Below are 20807 nucleotides of genomic sequence, written 5' to 3' on the forward strand. Positions count from 1 at the left end.
GGTTCTCAAATTACATATGGAACCCCTGGGGGTACCAAAATTTTCTGCTCCATTACATCCAGTTTAGTCTATAAATATCGAGATCTTATGCAGATTTCCCTCTTTTTGCGAGGAAATATTCAAGCGAGCGTTAAACCACTGTATAATTCAGGTACAGACTATTTGAAAAGATGTGATTGGAATGAAAACGAAAGTGCTGCTAGTGGAGGATGAACCGTTCATGCTTGAGGAGATGCAAACCTATCTGCAACGGGAAGGCTTTCGAGTACAGACTGCATGTACCGGTAAAGAAGCGCTTGCCATTGCCAGGTCTGATCGGCCTGATCTCGTCGTGCTTGATTGGATGCTACCTGAGAAAAGTGGCCTCGTTGTATGCCGGGAACTCAGACAATTCTCGAATTGCGGAATTATTATGGTTACTGCCCGATCGGATGAATCGGATAAAATCGTCGGGCTGGAAATCGGCTCGGACGATTATTTGACGAAGCCGTTCAGCTTACGCGAGCTGACTACGCGCATACGTGCTCTACTTCGCCGCATACGTGGACCTGAAGACAAATCGACATTCTTGGAAAGAGACAATCTGAGTATTTCCGAAGCCAAGTGTCAGGTATTCAAGGACGATCAGGAGATCCAGCTTACACCGACAGAATTCAAAATTTTGTACACGTTGGCTGTGCATCCCGGAATGGTATTCAGCCGCTTGCAATTATTGAATACCGCACTCCAGGACGAGTATATGGGCTACGAAAGAACAATGGACTCCCATATCCGGAATCTTCGCCGCAAGCTGCGGGACGACCCAGCCAATCCTCGTTACATTCAAACGGTGTACGGCTTCGGATATCGATTCGGTGAACACTAATGCCGTTGACGGTACGGCAAAAAATATTTATTTACATGGGACTGCTCGTTTTGATTATCGGCAGTGCTTATTCCTCAACCAATCGGGTTAACCTGGAATACTTGTTTGACCAATTTTACGAGGAAGAAATCAATACAGCTTTTGGGGAGGCTTTACCGGGAGACCAAATTGAGATCTTGAAAACTTACATTACTAGCAAGATGAAGCTGCTATGGCTTGGAAAATGGGTCATTTTGGTATCCTTTGGCCTATTGTTCAGCTTATTGATTTCAGATCTTATGACGCGACCGCTTCGAACGCTCAATGCCGCGCTCGAGCGCGTTGCGCAAGGGAATCTGGAGGTGAGCGTTCCCGTCCAATCCAAAGATGAATATGGGAGAGTCATCCAAACATTCAATGATATGACGCTTCGCCTGCGGAAAGCCGAAGACGCCCGAAGAAGATTCGTGGTCGATTTCGCTCACGAGTTTCGCACACCGCTATCCATTATGCAGCTTAAGCTAGAAAATTATCAGCAGGCCGGTCATCATGTCTCGCCGGAAATGCTTCGGATTCACGATGAAGTGATCCGATTGAGCCTTCTTGTAGATGATCTTCATGCCTTGTCGCTTGCAGAAGCGGGCCAATTATTGCTCGATCTCAAGCCGCTTGATCTGACGGCACATCTTGAACGAATCGTGGACGACGTGAAATACGAAGCAGAGGAGAACGGGTTGAACCTTCGTCTCTATACGAATCCAAGGCTGATGACTGTAGTGGCCGATGCCAGACGGATTACGCAGGTATTCATTAATTTATTGACTAATGCCATTCGTTACACGCCGGAAGGAGGAAAAATTTCAGTCTTCATTGAAGAGAATGTTGTAGAGCAAAATGCAGTCTATGTACGTATCTCTGTGATAGACACGGGCATCGGTATTCCAGCCGAAGAACTGGCACACTTATTCGATCGTTTTTATCGCGTGGAAAAATCTCGTTCGCGGCATATCAGCGGCTCGGGGCTCGGATTATCGATCGCTCATCAATTTGTAAAAGCACACGGCGGGTTCATCCGAGTCGTGAGCGAGCCTGGTCAAGGTACGACTTTTACCGTTTATTTGCCTACTATTGAGCTTCCGCAGCATGTGAGTATGAAAAACACATCCTTAATTGGGATATAGTATTATCCCAATCGGATGTGTTTTCCTGTTTTAATATAAGATTTGAATACGTTCTAAATTATGAAGCTTTTGCGGCAATTGCTTTTTCAAGTAATGCTTTGGCATCGTTAGTAGTAAGACCTTGTTTAGGTTGAAGTGATTTTTTATCTGTTCCAGCAAAAATACCTTTGTCAATCAGTTTTGCCATAGGCTTAATTGCATAAGCAGACACGGATTTACCATCTTCGAAACTAGCAATAATCGTAGCAGCATCTTTATCAGTCGCTTGATCTTTTACCAATTTAGCAAGAATGGTAGCAGCTTCTTCACGTGTGATATCCCGATCAGGATAGAAGTTTCCATCATAACCTTGAATGAATCCAGCATGCGTAGCTTCAGCAATCGCATCTGCATATGCAGCATTAGCCGCAACATCCTTGAATGCAGGTGCTGTAGCTACTTCGTTAAGTTTCAACATGTCGACCAGAGCACTTACAAATTCAGCACGAGAAATGACTTCTGTGGTTACAGGTGTTTCTGTTGGCTCGGTAGATGCAGCCAGGTTTGTGATACGTCCTTCATTTTTAGCTTCGATGCTACCGCCTTTATACGTGTCTACGATGTATTGGTAGAATACATCCAGATCGATAGGACCTGCCAGGGATGACTTAGCATCCAGCAGCACTTTATAGTTATCTCCACCTGCAGCCATAAAGTTGTTAACTACAGCCGTATATGTTTTTGCAGGATCAATCGTTGTTCCATCTTCGAGACTAAGACCAGTAACACGTTCTGCGACCGGCTTATTGAAATCTGCAGTGTATTTCAAACCAGAGATTTGGAGTGTTTTGGTATTAGGTGTCCCGTCAGTATTGGTACCCCATTGCTGCTGCAACAAGGTTTTAACCTGTTCGCCAGTCAGCTCAAGTTTTACTAGAGTATTACCAAATGGTTGGATTTTGGCAAGATCAGCAAAGGTCACATCACCTTGTGGCAGATCCGCACGAATACCACCTGGATTCATAAATGCAAAGTCAGCAGCACTGGCCTTATCCCCAAAGTCTGCTTCACGCATTGAATCTGCAATGAGGTTGCCTAGAGGGGCTTCGTTATTATAGGCATCTGTACGGGTAACAGAACCATCTGTTGTACCTACTGGCTTCGTCAGCTCAGGATGCTTGTCTAATGATTTTTTAATAATAGCTAAAGATTCAGGGTCTTCTTTTACACCCTCTTGGAAAGTCGTTGTAACAGTCGCTGATTTTTCAGTTACATCCCCGGTAGCAGGGTCAATCATCAGCTTGATATCTTCAAACGCCGTACCATAGGAATAAGCTTGAACGATCAACTTTCCATTCACTTCACCGTTAGCCAAAGCATGATTGTCACCTGCAACGATAACGTCAACAGGGGAGTCCGCCGGTAAAGCTTTTGCCAGATCAGCTGCTTCTCCGGTCGTTACGCCTTCTTTGGTTGTTGCTGGATCATGTGCCAAAACAATGATCGTTTCTACGCCTTGGTCTTGCAATTCTTTGGCATATTTATTAACAGCTTCCACTTCTTCTTCTGCGCTTAAGAAACGTACGCCAGCTGTCCCAGATGGAGATACTTTGGCAGGTGTGGATTTCGTCACTAGTCCAATAAATCCAATTTTGACTCCGCCCACTTCTTTAATCACATACGGCTTAATCAATGTTTTTCCTGTGGCAGTTTCAATCACGTTTGCATTGACGTAATCAAATTTTGCACCAGCATGCGTTACCTTACCTTCTTTTGGATCAAGGCCACCAAAGATTTGTGCTTTTAATGCTGCAATTCCTTGGTCGAACTCATGGTTACCCAGAGATGCTACATCAAAGTCCATCATATTCATCCATTCCATGGTAGGCTCATCACGATCCAAAGATGAGGCTGGAGCAGATGCACCAACAGAGTCCCCATTATGGAAGAGTAGGGAGTGTTCATATTTGGCTTGAGCTTCTTTGAGATAGGTTGCTAGAATTGGAGCCGTTCCTGCCTTCTTATCACCCACGATTGATGTCGTATCTAACTGACCGTGGAAATCATTGATTCCAATCAAGTGTACTTCTACATCGTTACCTGCGGCAGAGACAGAACCTGCTGCGCCCAATAGTTGCGTGAGTAATAGTGCAGCAGTAGCTACACGCAGTGTGCTTTTGCCCAAAACTTTTTTCCAAAACATGAATGAAAAAACCCCTCTCCAATTTTAGATCCTGAGATATTTTACCATAGTTCAATTCATAAAAATCATTAAATATATAAAATGGATGTAAAAAAGTTGGGAGATTGATAGAACAGCAACATGACATTCAGCCAAAACTTCACTAATGGTACTCTGACACGCAGCTCAATTCTTCTTACGCTATCACCTACTGGGTACGTTCGACATAGTACACTGGCACTGGCTAAAAAAAGACACCCTGCAGGGTGCCTTAGTTTCTTCATATAATATCTCAAAACACTCAGACGACGAGGTATCTATCTTTTACTCCAATTTGCTTTCCTCTTTATAGAGGTAGAGATGTTTCTCGGTTGACTACTATTCTGCTTTGGTTTTATCTATCATGTTCATTAATATAACAACAGCCTCTGCTCTGGTGGTTTGCGCTTTAGGTTTGAAATCGTTGTTACCCATGCCTTCTACAAGACCAAGTTCCTTCAGAGCTTCCACAGAGGTTTTCGCCCAACCAGGAATAGATTTGTCATCTGCAAAAGACGTTGTAGCATTGCCTGTAGTAGGTACCTTGAGTGCATTCGCAACCATCACTACCATCTCGGCACGTGTGATATTGGCGTTCGGCCGGAACGTGTCGTCTGGATAACCGCTAATAATGCCTTCTTGCACGGCTTGCGAGACTGCCATTTTGGCCCAATCTCCAATTTCCGTTTTATCTGAGAATACCAGTTCCACTTCTGCTTTTTGTGAACTCAACGCACCCATCAGCATGACTGAGAACTCGGCACGTGTAATGTTCTTCCCCGGATTGAACGTTCCATCTGGATATCCGGTAATTATACCGTTGCTTAAAGCTTGTTGAATTCTTGCTTCAGCCCAGTGTCCCGAGATGTCGCTAAAGCCAGCTTCCATCGTCGGTTCAACTGGACTATTCAAGAGAGGCTTTCCGCTAGTTAGATCAACAACAAGGACAGCAAACTTCGTAAAGTGATTGGCCTCAACTGTGATTTGCTCCCCTTTTATAATACCGCCAGGCACTTTCTCCCATGCTTTATCCACTTCATCATAATAAAATACAGCCACTGTATGCTGACTCTTAAGACCTGATGAATCAAATGTAAATGTCATTTTTACCGGCTTGAGGAAGTTCTCCGGGAAATTCTTCAGAAGCTCAAAAACTGGGCTGGCCAGAATCTCTTTATTTGTTAGCAAAATTTCGGTATTAGACACTTTATCAATCGATAAAGTCAGTTCTTGAGGTGATCCCCCTGCTGGAATTGAGATTTGAATCTCTTTTCCCAAGCTAACCAACCCTGATTTGCCCACCGGAACGATTATTTTACCCGTTGTTGAAGTGACTGTATTGTCTATTGGAGCCATTGGTGCTGAAGGAGTACTCGGACTTGTTGTTTGTACGGGCTGTACAGTGAAAACTGAATACGGATTGGACTCCGTTATACCCTGTCCTGCATTACCGGCACCATTGGACACTCCATTATTCTGAAGGGTGATAACATTGACCGATTTGTTCACGTTAGCTTGAGGTGTTAACGTTGCTGTCCACGTCACACCCCCATCAGATGATTGAACAGCACTCAGTGTACCACTTGCAACCGTCAGATCTGCATTATCAAAACCCGACACAGCCTCAGAGAATGTGATTGTTACCACTGATGTTTTGCCACGGGTCAGCGTTGTATCGGCTACAACAATCGTTGCCGTTGGTTGGGCGGTATAAACCGTATAATTATTCGAATCCGTCGTACCCGTTCCGGCATTGCCTGCAACATCACTGATGCCTGTATTATCAAGCGTAATGATATTCGTTCCATCCGTGATGCCAACAGTCGGCGTCAATATCGCGGTCCATGTAATGCCTCCATCGGAAGAGCTAACGGAACTCAGTGTACCGTTTGCAATGACTAGGTCATCATTGGTAAATCCTGTAATTACTTCGGAAAACGTAAAGGTAACCTGCGATGTCTTCCCTGCAGTCAGTGTCGTATCGGTAACGTCAATCGTTGCTGTAGGTCTGACCGTATCAATGGCGTAGTTATTGGAATCCGTTATACCTATACCTGTTATGCCGCCTTGACTCACTACACCCGTATTATGGAGTGTAATCTTGTTCGTTCCAGCAGTGATGCCGGCGGTAGGGGTCAATTTTGCTGTATACGTAATATTGTCGTTCGTAGCCAGATTGTTAATGGTTCCATTCGTCACCACAAGGTCGGCAAGCGTAAAATCGGTCACTGCTTCAGAGAATGTAAAGGTGACATCAGACGTCTTGCCAATATTCAACGTTGTATCGGCTACGACAATCGTTGCCGTTGGCCGGGCGTTATAGATCTCATAATTATTCGAAGGCGTTGTCCCCGTGCCTGTATTGCCTGCAATATCACTAATGCCCGTATTATCAAGCGTGATGATGTTAGTTGCATCCGTGATACCCAAAGCTGGTGTTAATGTCGCGGTCCATGTAATACCTCCATCGGAGGAACTAAGGCCACTCACCGTCCCATTCTCAACTATTAGGTCGGCAACGCTAAAGCCGGTCACTGCTTCGGAAAATGTGATGGTGATCAGTGATGTCTCCCCAGCGGTAAGGACCGTATCGGCTACGACAATGGTTGCTGTCGGTCTTAATGTATCAATAGTATAATTACTCCAAGTGGACGTGCCCACACCTACAATACCGCCTAAATTCATCACACCTGCGTTGTCGAGAGTAATGACGTTGGTTGCATCTGTAGTGTCGGGTTTAGGTGTAAGAGTTGCGGTCCACGTAGTGCCTCCATCTGAAGATGAAGGTGCAGTCAGTGTAGCGTTTGGAACCGTTAAGTCTCCCGTATCCAACCCTTGTACCGCTTCTGAGAACGTAAAGGTTACCTGTGATGTGTTGCCAATTCTCAGCAGCGTATTATCCATTGTAATTGTTGATGTTGGAGCCGCAGCATACACCTTATCCGATGGTTTTAAGTACAACAACCCTGTAATGAGTGATAATACAAGAACCAAGCTCCCTATCCTTTTGCCAAAATTCATATGACCCTCCTCGTATCTTTCTTCTGGATGAAAAAATCATCTGAAACCCTTCTGAAATACTTCAAATCAATCTAATCATTCATTCGACACATTCTTTCAAATTCCTATATCCACAAATAAAAATAAATCGTTTGCCACAGCCGAACTACTAACTGTAAATCAAGAGTGAGACTAGTTAAAAGTATTCATTTATGCCTTCCACTATGGCCCGGAAAGATTTTAATAGAAAATTATGTATTTTATCTTTTTAGTTGATATAATGGGATAAAAAGTCATATTCGTTTTTGTGATCACATGTACGGGCAATTATAATAGTAAGCTTCCTCGGACCTCAAACCCCTCAACTCTAGTTAACACATATCATTTTCATACTATGTATTCAAGCAACTTATTGTCTATTAAAGGAGGTGACCCCGGAGAGCATTGTGAATCGATTTTCCCTATAACTACCACTGGGGGATGTGTTGATTGCTCTTTCACCACACCTAACCGAATGCTGTGCAGAAATACGCGATAACTGTAAGGGTTTGTAGTTTGTGCATTTAACTTTAACCATTATAAAAACATAGGAGCGTGTCCAATGAACAAACAACTTTTCCCCAGATCATTTCGCATTCTTATGGCTTGCTTGTTGATTCTTGCATTTGCCGTACCAACAACAGCTTCTGCTGGCTATCTTGGTGATAAGCTCACGATCGGCCAAAGCATGGCAAAGGGTGACTATCTCACCTCCCAAGATGGCAGGTTCTCAGCCATTTGGCAGAATGACGGGAACTTTGTTATCTATCAAAACGGTTCTTCTCTTTGGAGTAGCGGTACCAGTAACAGTGGGGCTCTTTCGTTCAATTTTGAATCACAGTACGGAAAACCTGTCATCTATAAATATGGCATGAAATATCAAGACGTTTACCAATATGGTTATCGTTATGGTTTCAACCCGGCTACAGGTAAATTCGAATATTACACCGGTTGGGGATGGGATAAAGTTTTGATGATTGATACTTCTGTACAGGTAGCTGCTTGGTCTCCCAATACCACCTCATGGATTCCAGGTCATCACGGGAGCAGCTTACCGGCTAACACAACAGGTGACACACTGGTCATGCAAAGTGATGGGGATTTAGTTCTCTATAACACAACCCTGACCAATAGCAATTATCCGAACAGTTGGATTCCTGTCTGGGCTTCCAATACGGGCGGGCGTTAAAATTAGATGGAGAGCCGCATGGTGTGCGGCTAGACGAGACGAGCCTAGACATCGTTATCTTCGGACCATCTGGAGGAATCGAATTGGATCCGAAGGCTACCGACAAGGAGTATGAGATAATGAGTGAAGAGTTAAAAACTTGGTTTCACACAAATTATAGTGATTAGTAGTGTCATAAAACTTTTGCAATTGCCCTCCAAGCAAAAAGGATCTGGAAGCTTACTTCCAGATCCTTTTTCCATATTGAGGATTCGAATTCTTTTTTTCACATCAGACCCTAATGAATATTTCAGCGGTAACTAATTCTTATTTCGTTTGTTAACTTCAATTGCAATGAACTCTGGCAAATAATTAGGAGTACAACCCTTGGAAACCATTTCATCTTTATAAAGACCTGTATTCTCACCAAGTTTAATACAACGTGCACGATACTTTTGATCATAAATGCCTATCCAGCCTGCAATGAAATTCATAGCCCACTGCACTTCCGGCTCTTCCTGCGTAATATTAGCTTCAATTGCAGATAGTAAGTCTTCGGTGTTATCAGGCGGTGTTTGTCCAGTCCATCTCAATCGCGCTTGATAATACCAAAAAGCTCGCCTTTGAAGAGCAGAAGGGCTTTTTTCCCATGACTCCATCAATGCAATGGTCTTTTTGTCTTTGGTGAGCTGATTAGCCATTAACCAATCCATTAAGTTATTTCGCTCATCAAAAGTGTGAGTCTGCATATCCTTATCAAAATTATTGAGCAATTCTTGTGAAAGAAGTTTTTTATCCATAATTAAAATAGCTAATAGTCTGGGCAAAAACGCTTCGGTCGACCAAAGTTCCATAGCAAGTTCGTGATCTTTTTTGATGTCCTTCGCGATTTTTCGTAAGTCACCTAGCTTAGTTTTACTATTGATCTGTGATAGAATGTTTTCTGCTTTTGAAGAGCATTTCATTTCTGTACTTTCATTCTTATTCATTTGACACCACAGCTCCTTTATTAAAGCACTGTATTTTCATATATTTACAAATAAATGTGTTAGACTACTAAAAGAAGAATTGCCGATCTATACTAAAGAATGCTACACAACTGGATGCAGGCAGTTATTACGATAAACGTAGTTAGAAAGGAAACCTAATGAATAGTTCCTTGAAGCAACGAATGAAATCATTATTAGTACCCGTGTTTCCCGGTGGAATCATAACCATTCTGATATTTTACCTTGATTACTTCCAATTAGAACTTGTTGAAAAATTTCTACTTTTTGCGGCTTTTGTCATTGTACCTCTTGTGATTTTACTTTTGAACCATGATGAAAAAAATAAACATCAACGAATGATTTATGCTGCTATGAAATGGCTTCAATTTCCCGCTGCGCTTCTGACCCTGGCCTCGGTAATGAGTAATAAGATGTGGGGGTTAGAAAGTACGGAAATCCCAGGGATTCTGTCTCTTGGATGGCTACTGTTCACACTGCTGCTCGGCATCTATGGCTTAACCACTATTGTAATCTCTAAAGGAAAAGCAGCGGAAATAGCGATTGGTGCGGGGCTCGTTTATTTTTTTATCGGGGGCATATGGTTTACCTTATATCAATATCAATTGAACCTGTTCCAAGCTAATCCTTCAACGCATGCGTTAAACTCGCTCCACTTTCATTTCTCATCTGCGATCGTTCCGATTTTTATTGGTGCACTGGGACGCATCATGACGAAGAAAAGCTGGTATCCTTGGGTTGTTGCCATCGATATCATCGGACCCATCTTGATTGCTATTGGTATGATTTTCTCCAAGCCGATTGAATACATTGGTGTCGGTTTGTTCGCCTGCAATATTGTGGTTTACACCGCTTATCTCCTTGCTTACTTGAGGAAAAATGCTTTGGATATTAAGGCAGCCTTCTTCTTAGGCCTTTCTTGTCTAGCCTTTTACACGGTTGTTGTCATTTCCATCTTCTATCCGTTACTGAAAAATATGTACTCCTTAACCATACTTGATTTTATTCCCATTTACGGATCTCTGCATGCGTTTGGTTTTGTTTTATGTGGACTGATTGGTTGGGTGTATATGGTGGACTTCATTAAGGAAAAAAAACTTGGTGAATGTGATCTTTAGGCGTTCAATCGGCTTCATATGAGTAGTTTAGTCAGGTTCGTGCTATAATAGTGATCACATAAATAACATTCATCATTCTGCCGAGATGGCGATGATTAAGGAGATTGAATTTTGACGAACAACCATGATATTGGAGCAGTTAACGAACTACCGGAGAACTTTGAAGAGCTCAAACGAGCGGCTAACCGGACGTCAAGCTGGAGAGACAGACTGAATGCGGTGAACGAATTGGGGAACTGGAATACAGCCCCTACCATTAAGTTGCTTCAGCATGTTTTGAAAAATGATCAAGTGTTCCAGGTGCGTGAAGCCGCATATCACAAGCTGAAGCAGTTGGATGAAGATGTACAAATGCCTGCCAAAAACAAAGGTGAGCTGTTTAAAGGTACTAACAAAATTTTGCTACGGATTAAAAAAAGCCTTCCTGAAGGTCACACATTCGAGCAATTCAAGGAAAAACTGCAAAAGACACGTCTGGATATTTATGATACTTACGAGGGCGACAAAGATGCTGAATTCGACTCCTGGCTCCATGGAATTTGGGAGACACTAGGTAGAAGATAACCGCCGTTCACCGTATAATAACTGAGTACAAAGCCACTTCAAAATAATGGAGTGGCTTCTTTATTTCTTCAGGCTCATCTCCATCAGATATGAGTTATTTTTTTCTAAAAAGTTGCTGCGGTCAAACTGATCTGACAAAAAAACGCCCTGTCTACTGATTCTTAAAGATCAGTAAACAAAGCGCAAAGTTAGAGCCTTTTTGAACAACCTCTATACCTTTTATTCGGGTATATAAGGAAGATCCAGTGTCTTCGGAACGTTGATGACATGCTTTTCTGTATAAGTGCGGATACCTTCCACGCCGTATTCACGGCCAATACCGGATTGCTTAACCCCACCGAAAGGGAACCGAACGTCGAGACCCTGCACAGCAGCTGTATTGATCATTGTCGTTCCAGCTTCGAGTTGACGTGCGACGGAGATGGCATCCTCTTCTTTCCCCCACACAGAACTCGTCAATCCATATATGCTTTCATTGTGTAGATGAATAACCTGCTCTTCATCGTCAAATGGAAGAATCGGAACCGTAGGGCCAAACTGTTCCTCCACTACAATCGGATCATGAACATCGCAACCTAAGACAAGCGTAGGTTGTAGGTAGTAACCTTGGTCAAACAGCTTCTGATCAAGAATTTGCCCGAGAGGGATAACCTTAGCCCCGCGCTTTTGCGCATCTTCAACCAAACCAAGCACGACATTTTTCTGCTTCAGGTTATTAACCGGACCTACTGTCGTATTTGAATCAAATGGATCACCAACTCGAATCCAGCGATTAGCCGCCTCTATATATTTATCCACAAACTCATCATAAATAGAACGGTGTACATACACACGTTTGGCGATCATACAGATCTGGCCTGTTGTCAAGAAATTAGAAATGACAATCCGGCGCATTGCTCGCTCATCATGAACATCAAAGCTTTCCAAGAAGATAGCCGCATCATTACCACCAAGCTCAAGCGTCATATCCTTAATCGTTTCCGAAGCCGCTTTAATAATATGCTTAGCTGTTGCGGTTCCACCTGTAAAAGCGATCTTCGTAACAAGAGGATTACTAGTCAGTTCAACGCCAACATCTGCATCACCATGAACGACATTGATTACCCCAGCCGGGAACTCACTCGCAATAATCTCTGCCACCTTCGCTGCCGCCAGTGGCGCAAATGGGCTTGGTTTAAGCACAATCGTGTTGCCCGCAAGTAAGGCAGGAGCGATCTTAATCGTAGATAAAGCAATGGGATAGTTCCATGGACTAATCGCTGCCACCACACCAATTGGATCATAGGAAAGAATCGTTTTACCATTCTCATGCTCTTTGATCTCTTCCTGTAGAGCCGATTTGGCTTCATTACAAGCAAACTCCATCCACATTAACGAAACATAAATTTCACCGTGTGCATCATACAGGGGCTTGCCATGCTCTCTAGACAGCAAATGCACAATTTCATTCTCAGCTGCTCTAATCTTCTCGATCGCCTTGCGCATCATCATAATGCGTTCATCAATGGAGGTCTTCTTCCATGTTTTAAAAGCCCCTGCCGCTGCTTCAATCGCTTCAACCGCTTGTTCTTTCGTAGTGACAGGGAAATAACCTACGATCTCAGTTGGGTTTGTCGGGTTCTCTTTTGCTAACTGCGAAAGGGATTTTACATTCTGACCATTAATGAACGCTTCAACTATAACTGTCTCTTGGTCTGCTTGTATCGTCATTTTACATCCCCTCCGTTATTTAAATGAATTAATTCCAAACTTCTTCTGCAATTTCCTTAACGTAACGAAGTTTACGCCATTGTTGTTCTTCCGTTAAAATATTGCCTTCTTCTGTAGAAGAAAAGCCACATTGGGGGCTCAAACAAAGTTGCTCAAGTGGTACATAGGTTGCAGCCTCTGTAATCCGAGCTTTAATGTGTTCTTTATCCTCTAACTCGCCTGTTTTCGATGTGAGTAAACCAAGCACGATTTTCAAATCTTTTCGATTCACATACTTTAATGGCTCGAAACCACCTGAACGCTCATCATCAAATTCTAAAAATAATCCATCTACGTTTAAGCCTCCAAAGATAACTCCCGAAGCGTAATCATAACCACCCGTTGAGAAATAGTTCGATTTATAGTTACCACGACAAATATGCATCGTCACCACTAAATCTGCCGGTTTATGAGACAAGGATTCATTAATCATGCGCTGCATCGTTTTCAACTCTTCCGCCGGTTCCAGACCTTTAGCACGTAGCTTATCGTGACCAGCTTCTGAGAATAGGTCTGCCCAAGCTGTATCATCTAATTGCAGGTATCGACATCCCGCATCATAGAAGGCTTGAATGGCTTTTTGATACGCCGCAATCGTATCCTGAAGGAATTGCTCTCGGTCCGTATAGATATTAGCGTCATTTTCCAATCGGTATAGAAGCATGTTAGGACTTGGAATCGTCTGTTTCGCCACAGCGTCACCTGCATGCTTTTTCAAAAACTCAAAATCCTGAACAAAGGGGTGACTCGAGAAATCAACTTTACCAACAACACGAATTCCACCCTTGCGCGTTTGCATATTATGGAATTTTGGTCCGTCTATTTGCTCATACAACTCTACGCCATCCAAGCCACCCAGAAAATCAAAATGCCACCAGCTTCTGCGGAATTCACCATCCGTAACTGCCAATACGCCATTTTCCTTTTGCTTTTCAATAATTCGAATAATCTTTTTATCTTCTAAAGCTCTTAATTCCTCATATGTGATGTTGCCTGATTTATATTGTTCACGTGCCTGACTTAAATCTGCAGGACGTAGAAAGCTACCTACATGATCATTACGAAATGGTATCATAAGTATTTCTCCTTCTAACTTTTTATTCTAATGAGTATAGCATGGTCAAAAGGAATGCCTGTTATATGAAAATAGCATGGCTAGTCATAGCTTTTAACAATAGCTAAAGTCTCAAAAAGCAAAAAAAACCACAACCTCATAGGGTACTAGATATGGTTTACCTCATATCAATATCAATTTAGCCTGATACCCGCCTTCCTATCTCTGCCATTATAATTATTTTCTAGTATAATAACGGGATACAACAAACATTTTAAAATAGAAGGAGAGTTGTTATGGAATATCATGTATCCATACATGGGAATGATCAAGGAAAAGGAACAGCGGATCAACCCCTTCGTACCATATCACGCGCTGCGGCTCATGCCATGGCCGGTGATACAGTTATTGTTCATAAGGGAGTATACAGGGAATGGGTTAACCCGGCTAATGGAGGAACAGCGGAGCATAGAATCGTATATCGATCCGCAGGAGACGGGGAAGTCGTGATTACAGGAGCTGAACAGATTACCAACTGGAATTCTGAAGGAAACCATGTCTGGAGCACAGAAGTGCTCAATTCCCTCTTTTCCATTCGCAATCCCTATGAGGTAGAGCTCAGTGGAGACTGGTTGTTTGACGGGCCCTTCCCAATTCATCTCGGCGATGTCTATTTGGATGGCAAATCATTGTATGAATGCGATAATATTGAAAGCGTTCACAACCCTGAAGTTTGGTCCGAAGCCAAGTATCCCAAGGATTCATTGTTAAAATGGTATGCCGAGGTTGATTCTACAACAACAAAAATCTGGGCCAACTTTGGTGGAAAAGATCCTTGTAAGGAAAATGTAGAAATTAATGTACGTCCTTATTGCTTCTGGCCTGAGAAACCGGGAATTAACTTCATCACCGTAAGCGGTTTCACTCTTCGTCAAGCCTCCCCCCAATGGGCGCCACCTACAGAATACCAGGAAGGTTTGATTGGACCTCACTGGAGCAAGGGCTGGATTATTGAAAACAATATCATCAGTGAATCCAAATGCGTTGGTATTAGCCTGGGTACCGAAATCGGCACAGGGCACACCAAGTCTTTGGAGAAGCATAGTAAAGGTGGTACTCAACGCGAGCAGGAGGTTATTTTACAAGCATTACGCTCCGGCTGGCATAAGGATAACGTCGGCAGTCACACAGTTCGAGGTAATGTGATTCACGATTGTGAACAGGCAGGTATTGTGGGTCATATGGGAGCAGCCTTCAGCCACATATATCAGAACCGTATTTATAATATTCACCATAAACGACTCAGACACGGTGCCGAAGTTGCGGGAATTAAGCTTCATGCTTCCCTGGATACTCAAATTAGCGAAAATATAATGTATAGCTGTTACCGTGCGCTTTGGCTGGACTGGCAGGCTCAGGGCACTCGCATCAGCCGTAATGTATTTTTTGACAATCTTTCGGAGGACCTCTTCGTTGAGGTTTGCCATGGTCCGTATATGGTCGATCACAATCTATTTCTCTCTCCAATGAATTTCAGAAATATGGCTCAGGGCGGGGCATTTGCTCATAATTTGTTTGTAGGCCGATTTGTCGTTCGTTCCGAAATTACTCGTATTACGCCATATCACTTCCCTCACGAGACGGCCATGGCCGGATACTCCAATATCACTGGAGGCGATGACAGGTACTACAACAATATCTTTATAGGTGACAATGATCCTAATAAGGAGCCTGTGCCCATCACCTTTTTTGAGCATCTTCCACTTAAATCAAGGGATGAAGTTGGAGAGGACGGGAAGACGGTCATGGATGGTGTTCCGGACAATTCCATATGTTATCTGCATGCTGTGGGACTTGGAGGCTACGATCAACATCCTGATGTGAAAGATAAGAAATGGTGGGAATACACCAAAGAGGAGCTTCTTGAGCTTGGCGATGCGGCGAAGGATATCTTTATAGGCAATGCCGTTCTTCCGGTGGCTATGGGTGGCAATGTATTTCTTAACGATGCGGTTCCAAGTCGTCACGAACCCCAAGCGAAGATAGTTGCACAGAAGGGTATAAACGTTGAAATTGATCCTGCGCAAGGTAAAGTGCACATTCAGATCAATGAGCCCGAATTGCTTCAGGGAACCTCTGCAATGTTAGTTACCACGAATCTGCTTGGAAAGACTTATCACGCCAACATGAAGTTTGAGGAGCCGGACAGCACTCCATATCATTTTGACTCCGATTTTTTCGGATCAAAGAGACCCGATGCAGATGTCACAGCTGGTCCCTTTGAGTTAAGCGGAAATGGTACTCTTGATTTTGAAATTTAAGTTTATGATTGAGGGTCCAGTCATTTCAGATGATTGGATCTTTCTTGTGTGTAAAGCCTCTACTCCGCTAATTGTGACAGGGTTCACCGGTTAACTCAAAAAGTCCATATCAATATAAGGAGTGTTATTTAATAAATTTTCATAGTAGAAGCGTCGGGCTTGCTCATACCATTCAGTCCAATCAGGAGCGTTAAAGTCTCTGCTTCTATAGAGCGCAGCTAAAACTCTAGCTTGCCTTAAATTTATAAATAGTGGAACTTTGTTTAACTGGCTTTGGCTTACAGTGTATTCCTTGCAATAGCCATTTAAGAAGTTGTAATAGTACCGTTTTGCAATCTCCTTCCTCACATCTCCAGACACAACCCAAGGAATTGGGATTTCATAAAACAATGGTGTGGCAATATCAGAAACAAACCAGCTATATTCCACCTCATCATAGTCAATAATAAAGGCTTTGTCCCCATCATTAAGATAATTGCCAGGGCTGATATCCCCATGAATAAGACCGTATGTATTTTTTCCTTGGGCAGGGCACTAATTTCATTAATTAAACGATCATAGTTACTGTGTAATTCTAACGGACAATACTTCTTAAAAGATTCTAATAGAGTATTACCACTCCATTCATGGCGTGGGTTTTGGGTCGAGTAATTAAGCGATAACTTATGTATTTTCCCGACCATTTGTCCAATATTTTCATAAAACGTATTGCTCTCTTCGGCGATTACTGCATTTCTGCCTGGTGTTTTCTCAAAAGCTGTCACGATAAAGGACCCGTTCTTAAAATGACTTCTCTATTTCCAACGACGCCGGAATAAACGAAATTTTGAAACCCATTTAATTCGACAATGGAGTTCTCACGTATTCCAAAACATTGTGCGGACTCTTTCAATATATCTTTTGTGAATAGTAGTTTAATCTTTTTATCCATATAATTTCTCCCCTTTACTTCTATGGTAACAAGAGGTACCAAATGAGATATATGCAGAATTTGATTAGAATCAACTTTTACACAAAAAGTCACATCGGAAAGCACGATGTGACTTACAAATAAATCTATGTTCTTGAGTAAATGATTCTTCAATACTTTCGTAGGAAAGACCTTCGCCCTAATTGATTGAGAAATACAGTAGCTCCTCTCTCCTAAAGATCAGGGAAACAATAGATTCAGATTTATGTAGTACCAAAAATCCCTTTTAACGATTCTTTTGTTATTTATATTCCCTTATTCTGTAATATATTTTTTTTGCAATGTTGAACTTTTAGCCCTTCTTCAGATGAAGCGATCAACATTCCAAGCCTTCTTAATCGTGTTTCTTCTTTCTTGGCGCTCATTACCCACCAGATAGAATCTCTTTTATAGGATGGTGATAAATTAGTGAAGAATAACCAGGCTGTTTGATTTGCCTTGATTTGTTCTTCATATTCTTTGGCAAGTTCCACGTTTCTTTGTTCAGAGGAATAGCCTTGTGCATCGGTTCTGTTGTTAAAGACGTGCATTCCTTCTGGTCTCATCTTTCCAAGCTGTATTAGTGCTTTTACCTTCTTTACGTTCACAGCACTCCATACACTATTTACTTTGCGCGGAGTAAAGCGAATCTTATAGCTTTGTTTATCAATGGTTTTTCGTATACCGTCAATCCACCCAAAACAAAGAGCGGCATCTACTGATGCAGACCAATTAAGGCTTGCACGCCCTGTACTTATCCCAAAATAGCCCACCCAAATTTCACTAGCTTCAGCATGATGTTCTTCTAACCAATCGTTAAACTCTTCTTGGTTTTTGAAAAAAACTACATCTCCCATTGTTCCAGCCATTTTAAAATCGCTTGGTTTGTTTCTTCCGGCTTTTCTTCCTGGATCCAATGACCGCAATCCAGATTAACCACTTCCACATTGGGCACGAACTTTGTCAGGTTTTCAGACTTCGCAACCACATCCCGGTCGCCGTAGATCATGAGGGTCGGTTGCTGGATGATTGGGTTCACTTTCGCCAATAAGCGCCAGTTGCGGTCAAGGTTCCTGTACCAATTTATGCTGCCCGTGAACCCTGATGTTTCAAAAGCGGAGACGTAAACGGCCAGCTCGCTTTCGCTCAATACGGGCTCACCGAGCGGTGTTTCTGCTCTGGCGAGATTGATCAACGCCATACCTGGCTCAGGTGCTCTGAGAGGCTCGTTCTTCCGGTACAGGTTGCGAAGGAACCTGTATGTATTGTCTTCGAATACGGCGTCCGCGACGCCTGGCTGTCGATTGAAGTGGACGAAATAGAAATCGCCGCCAAGTATTTCTTCCATGAACTCGATCCAGGGTTTTTCTCCGCGCTCTTGATAAGGCAAGCTCAGATTTATCACTTTATTGACGCGGTTTGGATGCAACAAGGTCAGTCCCCAAACGACGAATGCACCCCAGTCATGACCGACAAAGGTAGCATCCTCGTATCCATAGTGATCGAGAAGCGCGATGAGATCACCCGACAAGTGTTCAATGTCATAGTCTGTTACTTCGGTTGGACGGGATGAGTTGCCGTAACCCCTCTGGTTGGGGACGATGACATGGTAGCCTGCTGCGGCAAGTGCGTCCATCTGACGGCGCCAAGAATAGGCATGCTCTGGCCAGCCGTGGCAGAGTACAATAGGTTTTCCAGCGTTTTCTCGGCCTGCTTCAAACACTTCGAGTTCCACACTGTTGACTGAAATAAGGGTGGGCTTGGGAAAATCGGTTGGATTAAACATTGAATTAAAACCTCCTTCTTGTGATACATGTAGTATAATGGATAAAAGGTGACACCTTAGTGTCACCTTTATAAAATCATGTAAAAAAAGAGGGCAATTATGGACAAAGTGGAGAGACTCATTTCGATTATCATGATATTGCTGAGGAAAGAGATTGTTTCTACAACGGAATTCTCACAACTATTCAATGTCTCCAAAAGAACGATCCTTCGCGATATGGAAACATTGAGCTTATCGAACATCCCAATCTACTCTGTCAATGGCGTCAAAGGCGGCTACGGCATAATGGACGAATACAAGGTCGATAAACGCCTTCTAAGCAGCTCCGATTTACAGAATATATTGGCTGCGCTCGGCGGATTGGAACAACTCCTCCTTACTGAGGAAGTGGAAAGAACGATAAAAAAAATAGAGGCAATGGTTAGTCCATTGTCTCTGAATCGTTCCATTCAACTGTCGTTTTATGTTTGGGAAGGTCGGTCCGAGATTCTTGAAACCTTAAAGATATGTCAAGAATCCATTTCTAAAAAAAGGCTGGTTTCGTTTGATTATACAGATAAAGACGGGGCTGTAACGAATAGAATGGTCGAGCCCTATGAGCTGCATTTCAACGAATCGAGTTGGTACTTGAAAGGATTCTGTTTATATCGACAGGGATATCGAACATTCAAGTTATCGCGGATCGATCATATTACGATGGATGAACGTACGTTTCATCCTAGAGACGATTGGTCAGAGCAAGGTCGCGTTGCAAGTTATCTACCGCAATTCGTCACGATTAAGGCATGGATATCGCCTAGCATAAAAGATCAAATCATCGAAAGGTATGGTCGAAGAAGTATTGAAGACCATAATGGTGGATCTTTATTAGCAACTATTTATGTCCCACAAAATCATATGGGATTTCAATTGTTAGCAAGCTTCGGCACTCATCTAAAAGTTGTAGAGCCCAAGTCCTATGTTGAAGACTTTCGAAATTATTTATATCAAATGATGGAGAACTATTCCTGATATATTTAGCATTAAAGCTTCAACCTTCAACTCAACTTTTCGCCCTATTTATGGTACGGTTCCCCCCGATTTATCTTCACCGCGCGATAAATCTGCTCCACCAGCACCAGCCGCATAAGCTGATGCGGCAGGGTCATGCGCCCGAAGCTCAAGCGCTGCTTCGCGCGGCGCAATACCTCATCGGAGAGCCCGTGGCTTCCTCCGATGACAAACACGACATGGCTCGTCCCATACGTGCCGAGCTTGTCGATCTCCAATGCCAGCTCCTCAGAACTCCAGAGCTGGCCATCCAATGCGAGCGCGACAACATGCGCCTCGCTCTTCACATGCGCGAGGATGCGTTCGCCCTCGCGCTCTTTTACCGCCCGAACCTCAGCTTCGCTCAGGGTATCGGGCGCCTTTTCGTCTGCGACCTCGATCATCTGAAACTTGATGTACGGGGCGAGCCGCTTGGCATATTCCTGAATGCCCAGCGTCAAATATTTTTCCTTCAATTTGCCTACGCCAATAATCTGAATAAACATAATGAACACTCCTTCTATATCGTCTTGCGACATCATCTATAAGTAAGATGCTTCATAGCATCGTTCGTTCCAACTGTATTATACCTATACTACACATTTCTCCAAATTCTAACGAATCCCACTCACCTTATTGAGCCCTATTTCGGCTCCTTTAAAATCTAACGAATCTGAAACACGCTATCCAGTCAAATCGAGCTTTCCCCACCACTTTCGAGGCCGTTTCAGTAATATAACGTGTCTACGATTCGTTAGATTTCAAATAGGCGGTATTTGCCACGAATAAGACTTCTCC

The 20807-nt window shown here is 43.0% G+C and carries 16 protein-coding genes; 7 read left to right on the plus strand and 9 right to left on the minus strand.

Going from position 1 to position 20807, the window contains the following annotated elements; genetic code table 11:
• The first annotated feature begins 181 nt into the window (after window positions 1-181).
• Together AC6CIF_RS27460 and AC6CIF_RS27465 are read left to right on the plus strand one after the other, a co-directional pair.
• Window positions 182-865 (plus strand): response regulator transcription factor, encoded by a 684-nt coding sequence (locus tag AC6CIF_RS27460; RefSeq protein ID WP_498202301.1) that lies wholly within the window; start codon window positions 182-184, stop codon window positions 863-865.
• Window positions 865-2025, plus strand: coding sequence for a sensor histidine kinase (locus AC6CIF_RS27465; RefSeq protein ID WP_498202303.1), 1161 nt, complete (start codon window positions 865-867; stop codon window positions 2023-2025). The genes AC6CIF_RS27460 and AC6CIF_RS27465 overlap by 1 nt, the downstream gene beginning before the upstream one ends.
• 58 nt (window positions 2026-2083) lie before the next feature.
• On the opposite strand, the gene AC6CIF_RS27470 is transcribed toward AC6CIF_RS27465, so the two are convergent.
• Both AC6CIF_RS27470 and AC6CIF_RS27475 read right to left on the minus strand, forming a co-directional pair.
• Window positions 2084-4207 carry a 5'-nucleotidase C-terminal domain-containing protein gene (locus tag AC6CIF_RS27470; protein WP_498202304.1) on the minus strand — a complete coding sequence of 708 codons (2124 nt, stop codon included), beginning with the start codon at window positions 4205-4207 and terminating at the stop codon, window positions 2084-2086.
• 357 nt (window positions 4208-4564) lie between these two features.
• On the minus strand, window positions 4565-7246 hold the full coding sequence (locus AC6CIF_RS27475) for an Ig-like domain-containing protein (protein ID WP_498202305.1): 2682 nt from the start codon (window positions 7244-7246) through the stop codon (window positions 4565-4567).
• Window positions 7247-7826: 580 nt separating this feature from the next.
• On the opposite strand from AC6CIF_RS27475, the gene AC6CIF_RS27480 reads away from it, so the two are divergent.
• The gene (locus AC6CIF_RS27480) at window positions 7827-8453 is read left to right on the plus strand and encodes a hypothetical protein (protein WP_498202306.1); all 627 of its coding nucleotides are present in this window, start codon (window positions 7827-7829) and stop codon (window positions 8451-8453) included.
• A 299-nt stretch (window positions 8454-8752) separates the two neighbouring features.
• Here AC6CIF_RS27480 and AC6CIF_RS27485 read toward each other — a convergent pair whose 3' ends face one another.
• The gene (locus AC6CIF_RS27485) at window positions 8753-9421 is read right to left on the minus strand and encodes a DNA alkylation repair protein (RefSeq protein WP_076216668.1); all 669 of its coding nucleotides are present in this window, start codon (window positions 9419-9421) and stop codon (window positions 8753-8755) included.
• Between the two features lie 182 nt (window positions 9422-9603).
• Between AC6CIF_RS27485 and AC6CIF_RS27490 the strand changes: the two genes are divergently transcribed.
• On the plus strand, window positions 9604-10557 hold the full coding sequence (locus tag AC6CIF_RS27490; protein WP_256704363.1) for a YndJ family transporter: 954 nt from the start codon (window positions 9604-9606) through the stop codon (window positions 10555-10557).
• A 111-nt stretch (window positions 10558-10668) separates the two neighbouring features.
• Window positions 10669-11121, plus strand: a complete 453-nt coding sequence (locus AC6CIF_RS27495) for a HEAT repeat domain-containing protein (RefSeq protein ID WP_076216666.1) — start codon at window positions 10669-10671, stop codon at window positions 11119-11121.
• A gap of 219 nt (window positions 11122-11340) precedes the next feature.
• Here the strand turns inward: AC6CIF_RS27495 and AC6CIF_RS27500 are convergent, their stop codons facing one another.
• Together AC6CIF_RS27500 and AC6CIF_RS27505 are read right to left on the minus strand one after the other, a co-directional pair.
• Window positions 11341-12831: an aldehyde dehydrogenase family protein gene (locus AC6CIF_RS27500; RefSeq protein WP_498202307.1), complete on the minus strand. Its 1491-nt coding sequence runs from the start codon at window positions 12829-12831 to the stop codon at window positions 11341-11343.
• Window positions 12832-12859: 28 nt separating this feature from the next.
• Window positions 12860-13945 (minus strand): 5-methyltetrahydropteroyltriglutamate--homocysteine S-methyltransferase, encoded by a 1086-nt coding sequence (locus AC6CIF_RS27505; protein WP_498202308.1) that lies wholly within the window; start codon window positions 13943-13945, stop codon window positions 12860-12862.
• Between the two features lie 275 nt (window positions 13946-14220).
• Between AC6CIF_RS27505 and AC6CIF_RS27510 the strand changes: the two genes are divergently transcribed.
• Entirely contained in the window at window positions 14221-16245 is a 2025-nt protein-coding gene (locus AC6CIF_RS27510; RefSeq protein WP_498202309.1) for a right-handed parallel beta-helix repeat-containing protein, read from the plus strand.
• Window positions 16246-16335: 90 nt separating this feature from the next.
• Here the strand turns inward: AC6CIF_RS27510 and AC6CIF_RS27515 are convergent, their stop codons facing one another.
• The 3 genes from AC6CIF_RS27515 to AC6CIF_RS27525 all read right to left on the minus strand — a co-directional run bounded on the left by AC6CIF_RS27515 (window position 16336) and on the right by AC6CIF_RS27525 (window position 18980).
• A complete protein-coding gene (locus tag AC6CIF_RS27515) occupies window positions 16336-16746 on the minus strand; it encodes an aminoglycoside phosphotransferase/kinase family protein (RefSeq protein ID WP_498202314.1) in 411 nt (136 codons plus the stop codon).
• A 714-nt stretch (window positions 16747-17460) separates the two neighbouring features.
• Window positions 17461-18063: a YdeI/OmpD-associated family protein gene (locus AC6CIF_RS27520; protein ID WP_498202310.1), complete on the minus strand. Its 603-nt coding sequence runs from the start codon at window positions 18061-18063 to the stop codon at window positions 17461-17463.
• Window positions 18039-18980 (minus strand): alpha/beta fold hydrolase, encoded by a 942-nt coding sequence (locus AC6CIF_RS27525; RefSeq protein ID WP_498202311.1) that lies wholly within the window; start codon window positions 18978-18980, stop codon window positions 18039-18041. The genes AC6CIF_RS27520 and AC6CIF_RS27525 overlap by 25 nt, the downstream gene beginning before the upstream one ends.
• Before the next feature lie 99 nt (window positions 18981-19079).
• On the opposite strand from AC6CIF_RS27525, the gene AC6CIF_RS27530 reads away from it, so the two are divergent.
• Window positions 19080-19991: a helix-turn-helix transcriptional regulator gene (locus AC6CIF_RS27530; RefSeq protein WP_498202312.1), complete on the plus strand. Its 912-nt coding sequence runs from the start codon at window positions 19080-19082 to the stop codon at window positions 19989-19991.
• Between the two features lie 44 nt (window positions 19992-20035).
• Here the strand turns inward: AC6CIF_RS27530 and rlmH are convergent, their stop codons facing one another.
• A complete protein-coding gene (gene rlmH / locus AC6CIF_RS27535) occupies window positions 20036-20515 on the minus strand; it encodes a 23S rRNA (pseudouridine(1915)-N(3))-methyltransferase RlmH (RefSeq protein WP_017691463.1) in 480 nt (159 codons plus the stop codon).
• Between the last annotated feature and the right edge of the window lie 292 nt (window positions 20516-20807).

Source organism: Paenibacillus sp. GQ49 (assembly GCF_059759055.1).

Coding starts and splice junctions, on each gene's coding strand:
- AC6CIF_RS27505 (WP_498202308.1), bottom strand. CDS start 13,945: ATGATACCATTTCGTAATGATCATGTAGGTAGCTTTCTACGTCCTGCA.
- AC6CIF_RS27460 (WP_498202301.1), top strand. CDS start 182: ATGAAAACGAAAGTGCTGCTAGTGGAGGATGAACCGTTCATGCTTGAG.
- AC6CIF_RS27480 (WP_498202306.1), top strand. CDS start 7,827: ATGAACAAACAACTTTTCCCCAGATCATTTCGCATTCTTATGGCTTGC.
- AC6CIF_RS27500 (WP_498202307.1), bottom strand. CDS start 12,831: ATGACGATACAAGCAGACCAAGAGACAGTTATAGTTGAAGCGTTCATT.
- AC6CIF_RS27525 (WP_498202311.1), bottom strand. CDS start 18,980: ATGTTTAATCCAACCGATTTTCCCAAGCCCACCCTTATTTCAGTCAAC.
- AC6CIF_RS27530 (WP_498202312.1), top strand. CDS start 19,080: ATGGACAAAGTGGAGAGACTCATTTCGATTATCATGATATTGCTGAGG.
- rlmH (WP_017691463.1), bottom strand. CDS start 20,515: ATGTTTATTCAGATTATTGGCGTAGGCAAATTGAAGGAAAAATATTTG.
- AC6CIF_RS27465 (WP_498202303.1), top strand. CDS start 865: ATGCCGTTGACGGTACGGCAAAAAATATTTATTTACATGGGACTGCTC.
- AC6CIF_RS27470 (WP_498202304.1), bottom strand. CDS start 4,207: ATGTTTTGGAAAAAAGTTTTGGGCAAAAGCACACTGCGTGTAGCTACT.
- AC6CIF_RS27490 (WP_256704363.1), top strand. CDS start 9,604: ATGAAATCATTATTAGTACCCGTGTTTCCCGGTGGAATCATAACCATT.
- AC6CIF_RS27475 (WP_498202305.1), bottom strand. CDS start 7,246: ATGAATTTTGGCAAAAGGATAGGGAGCTTGGTTCTTGTATTATCACTC.
- AC6CIF_RS27510 (WP_498202309.1), top strand. CDS start 14,221: ATGGAATATCATGTATCCATACATGGGAATGATCAAGGAAAAGGAACA.
- AC6CIF_RS27485 (WP_076216668.1), bottom strand. CDS start 9,421: ATGAATAAGAATGAAAGTACAGAAATGAAATGCTCTTCAAAAGCAGAA.
- AC6CIF_RS27520 (WP_498202310.1), bottom strand. CDS start 18,063: ATGGCTGGAACAATGGGAGATGTAGTTTTTTTCAAAAACCAAGAAGAG.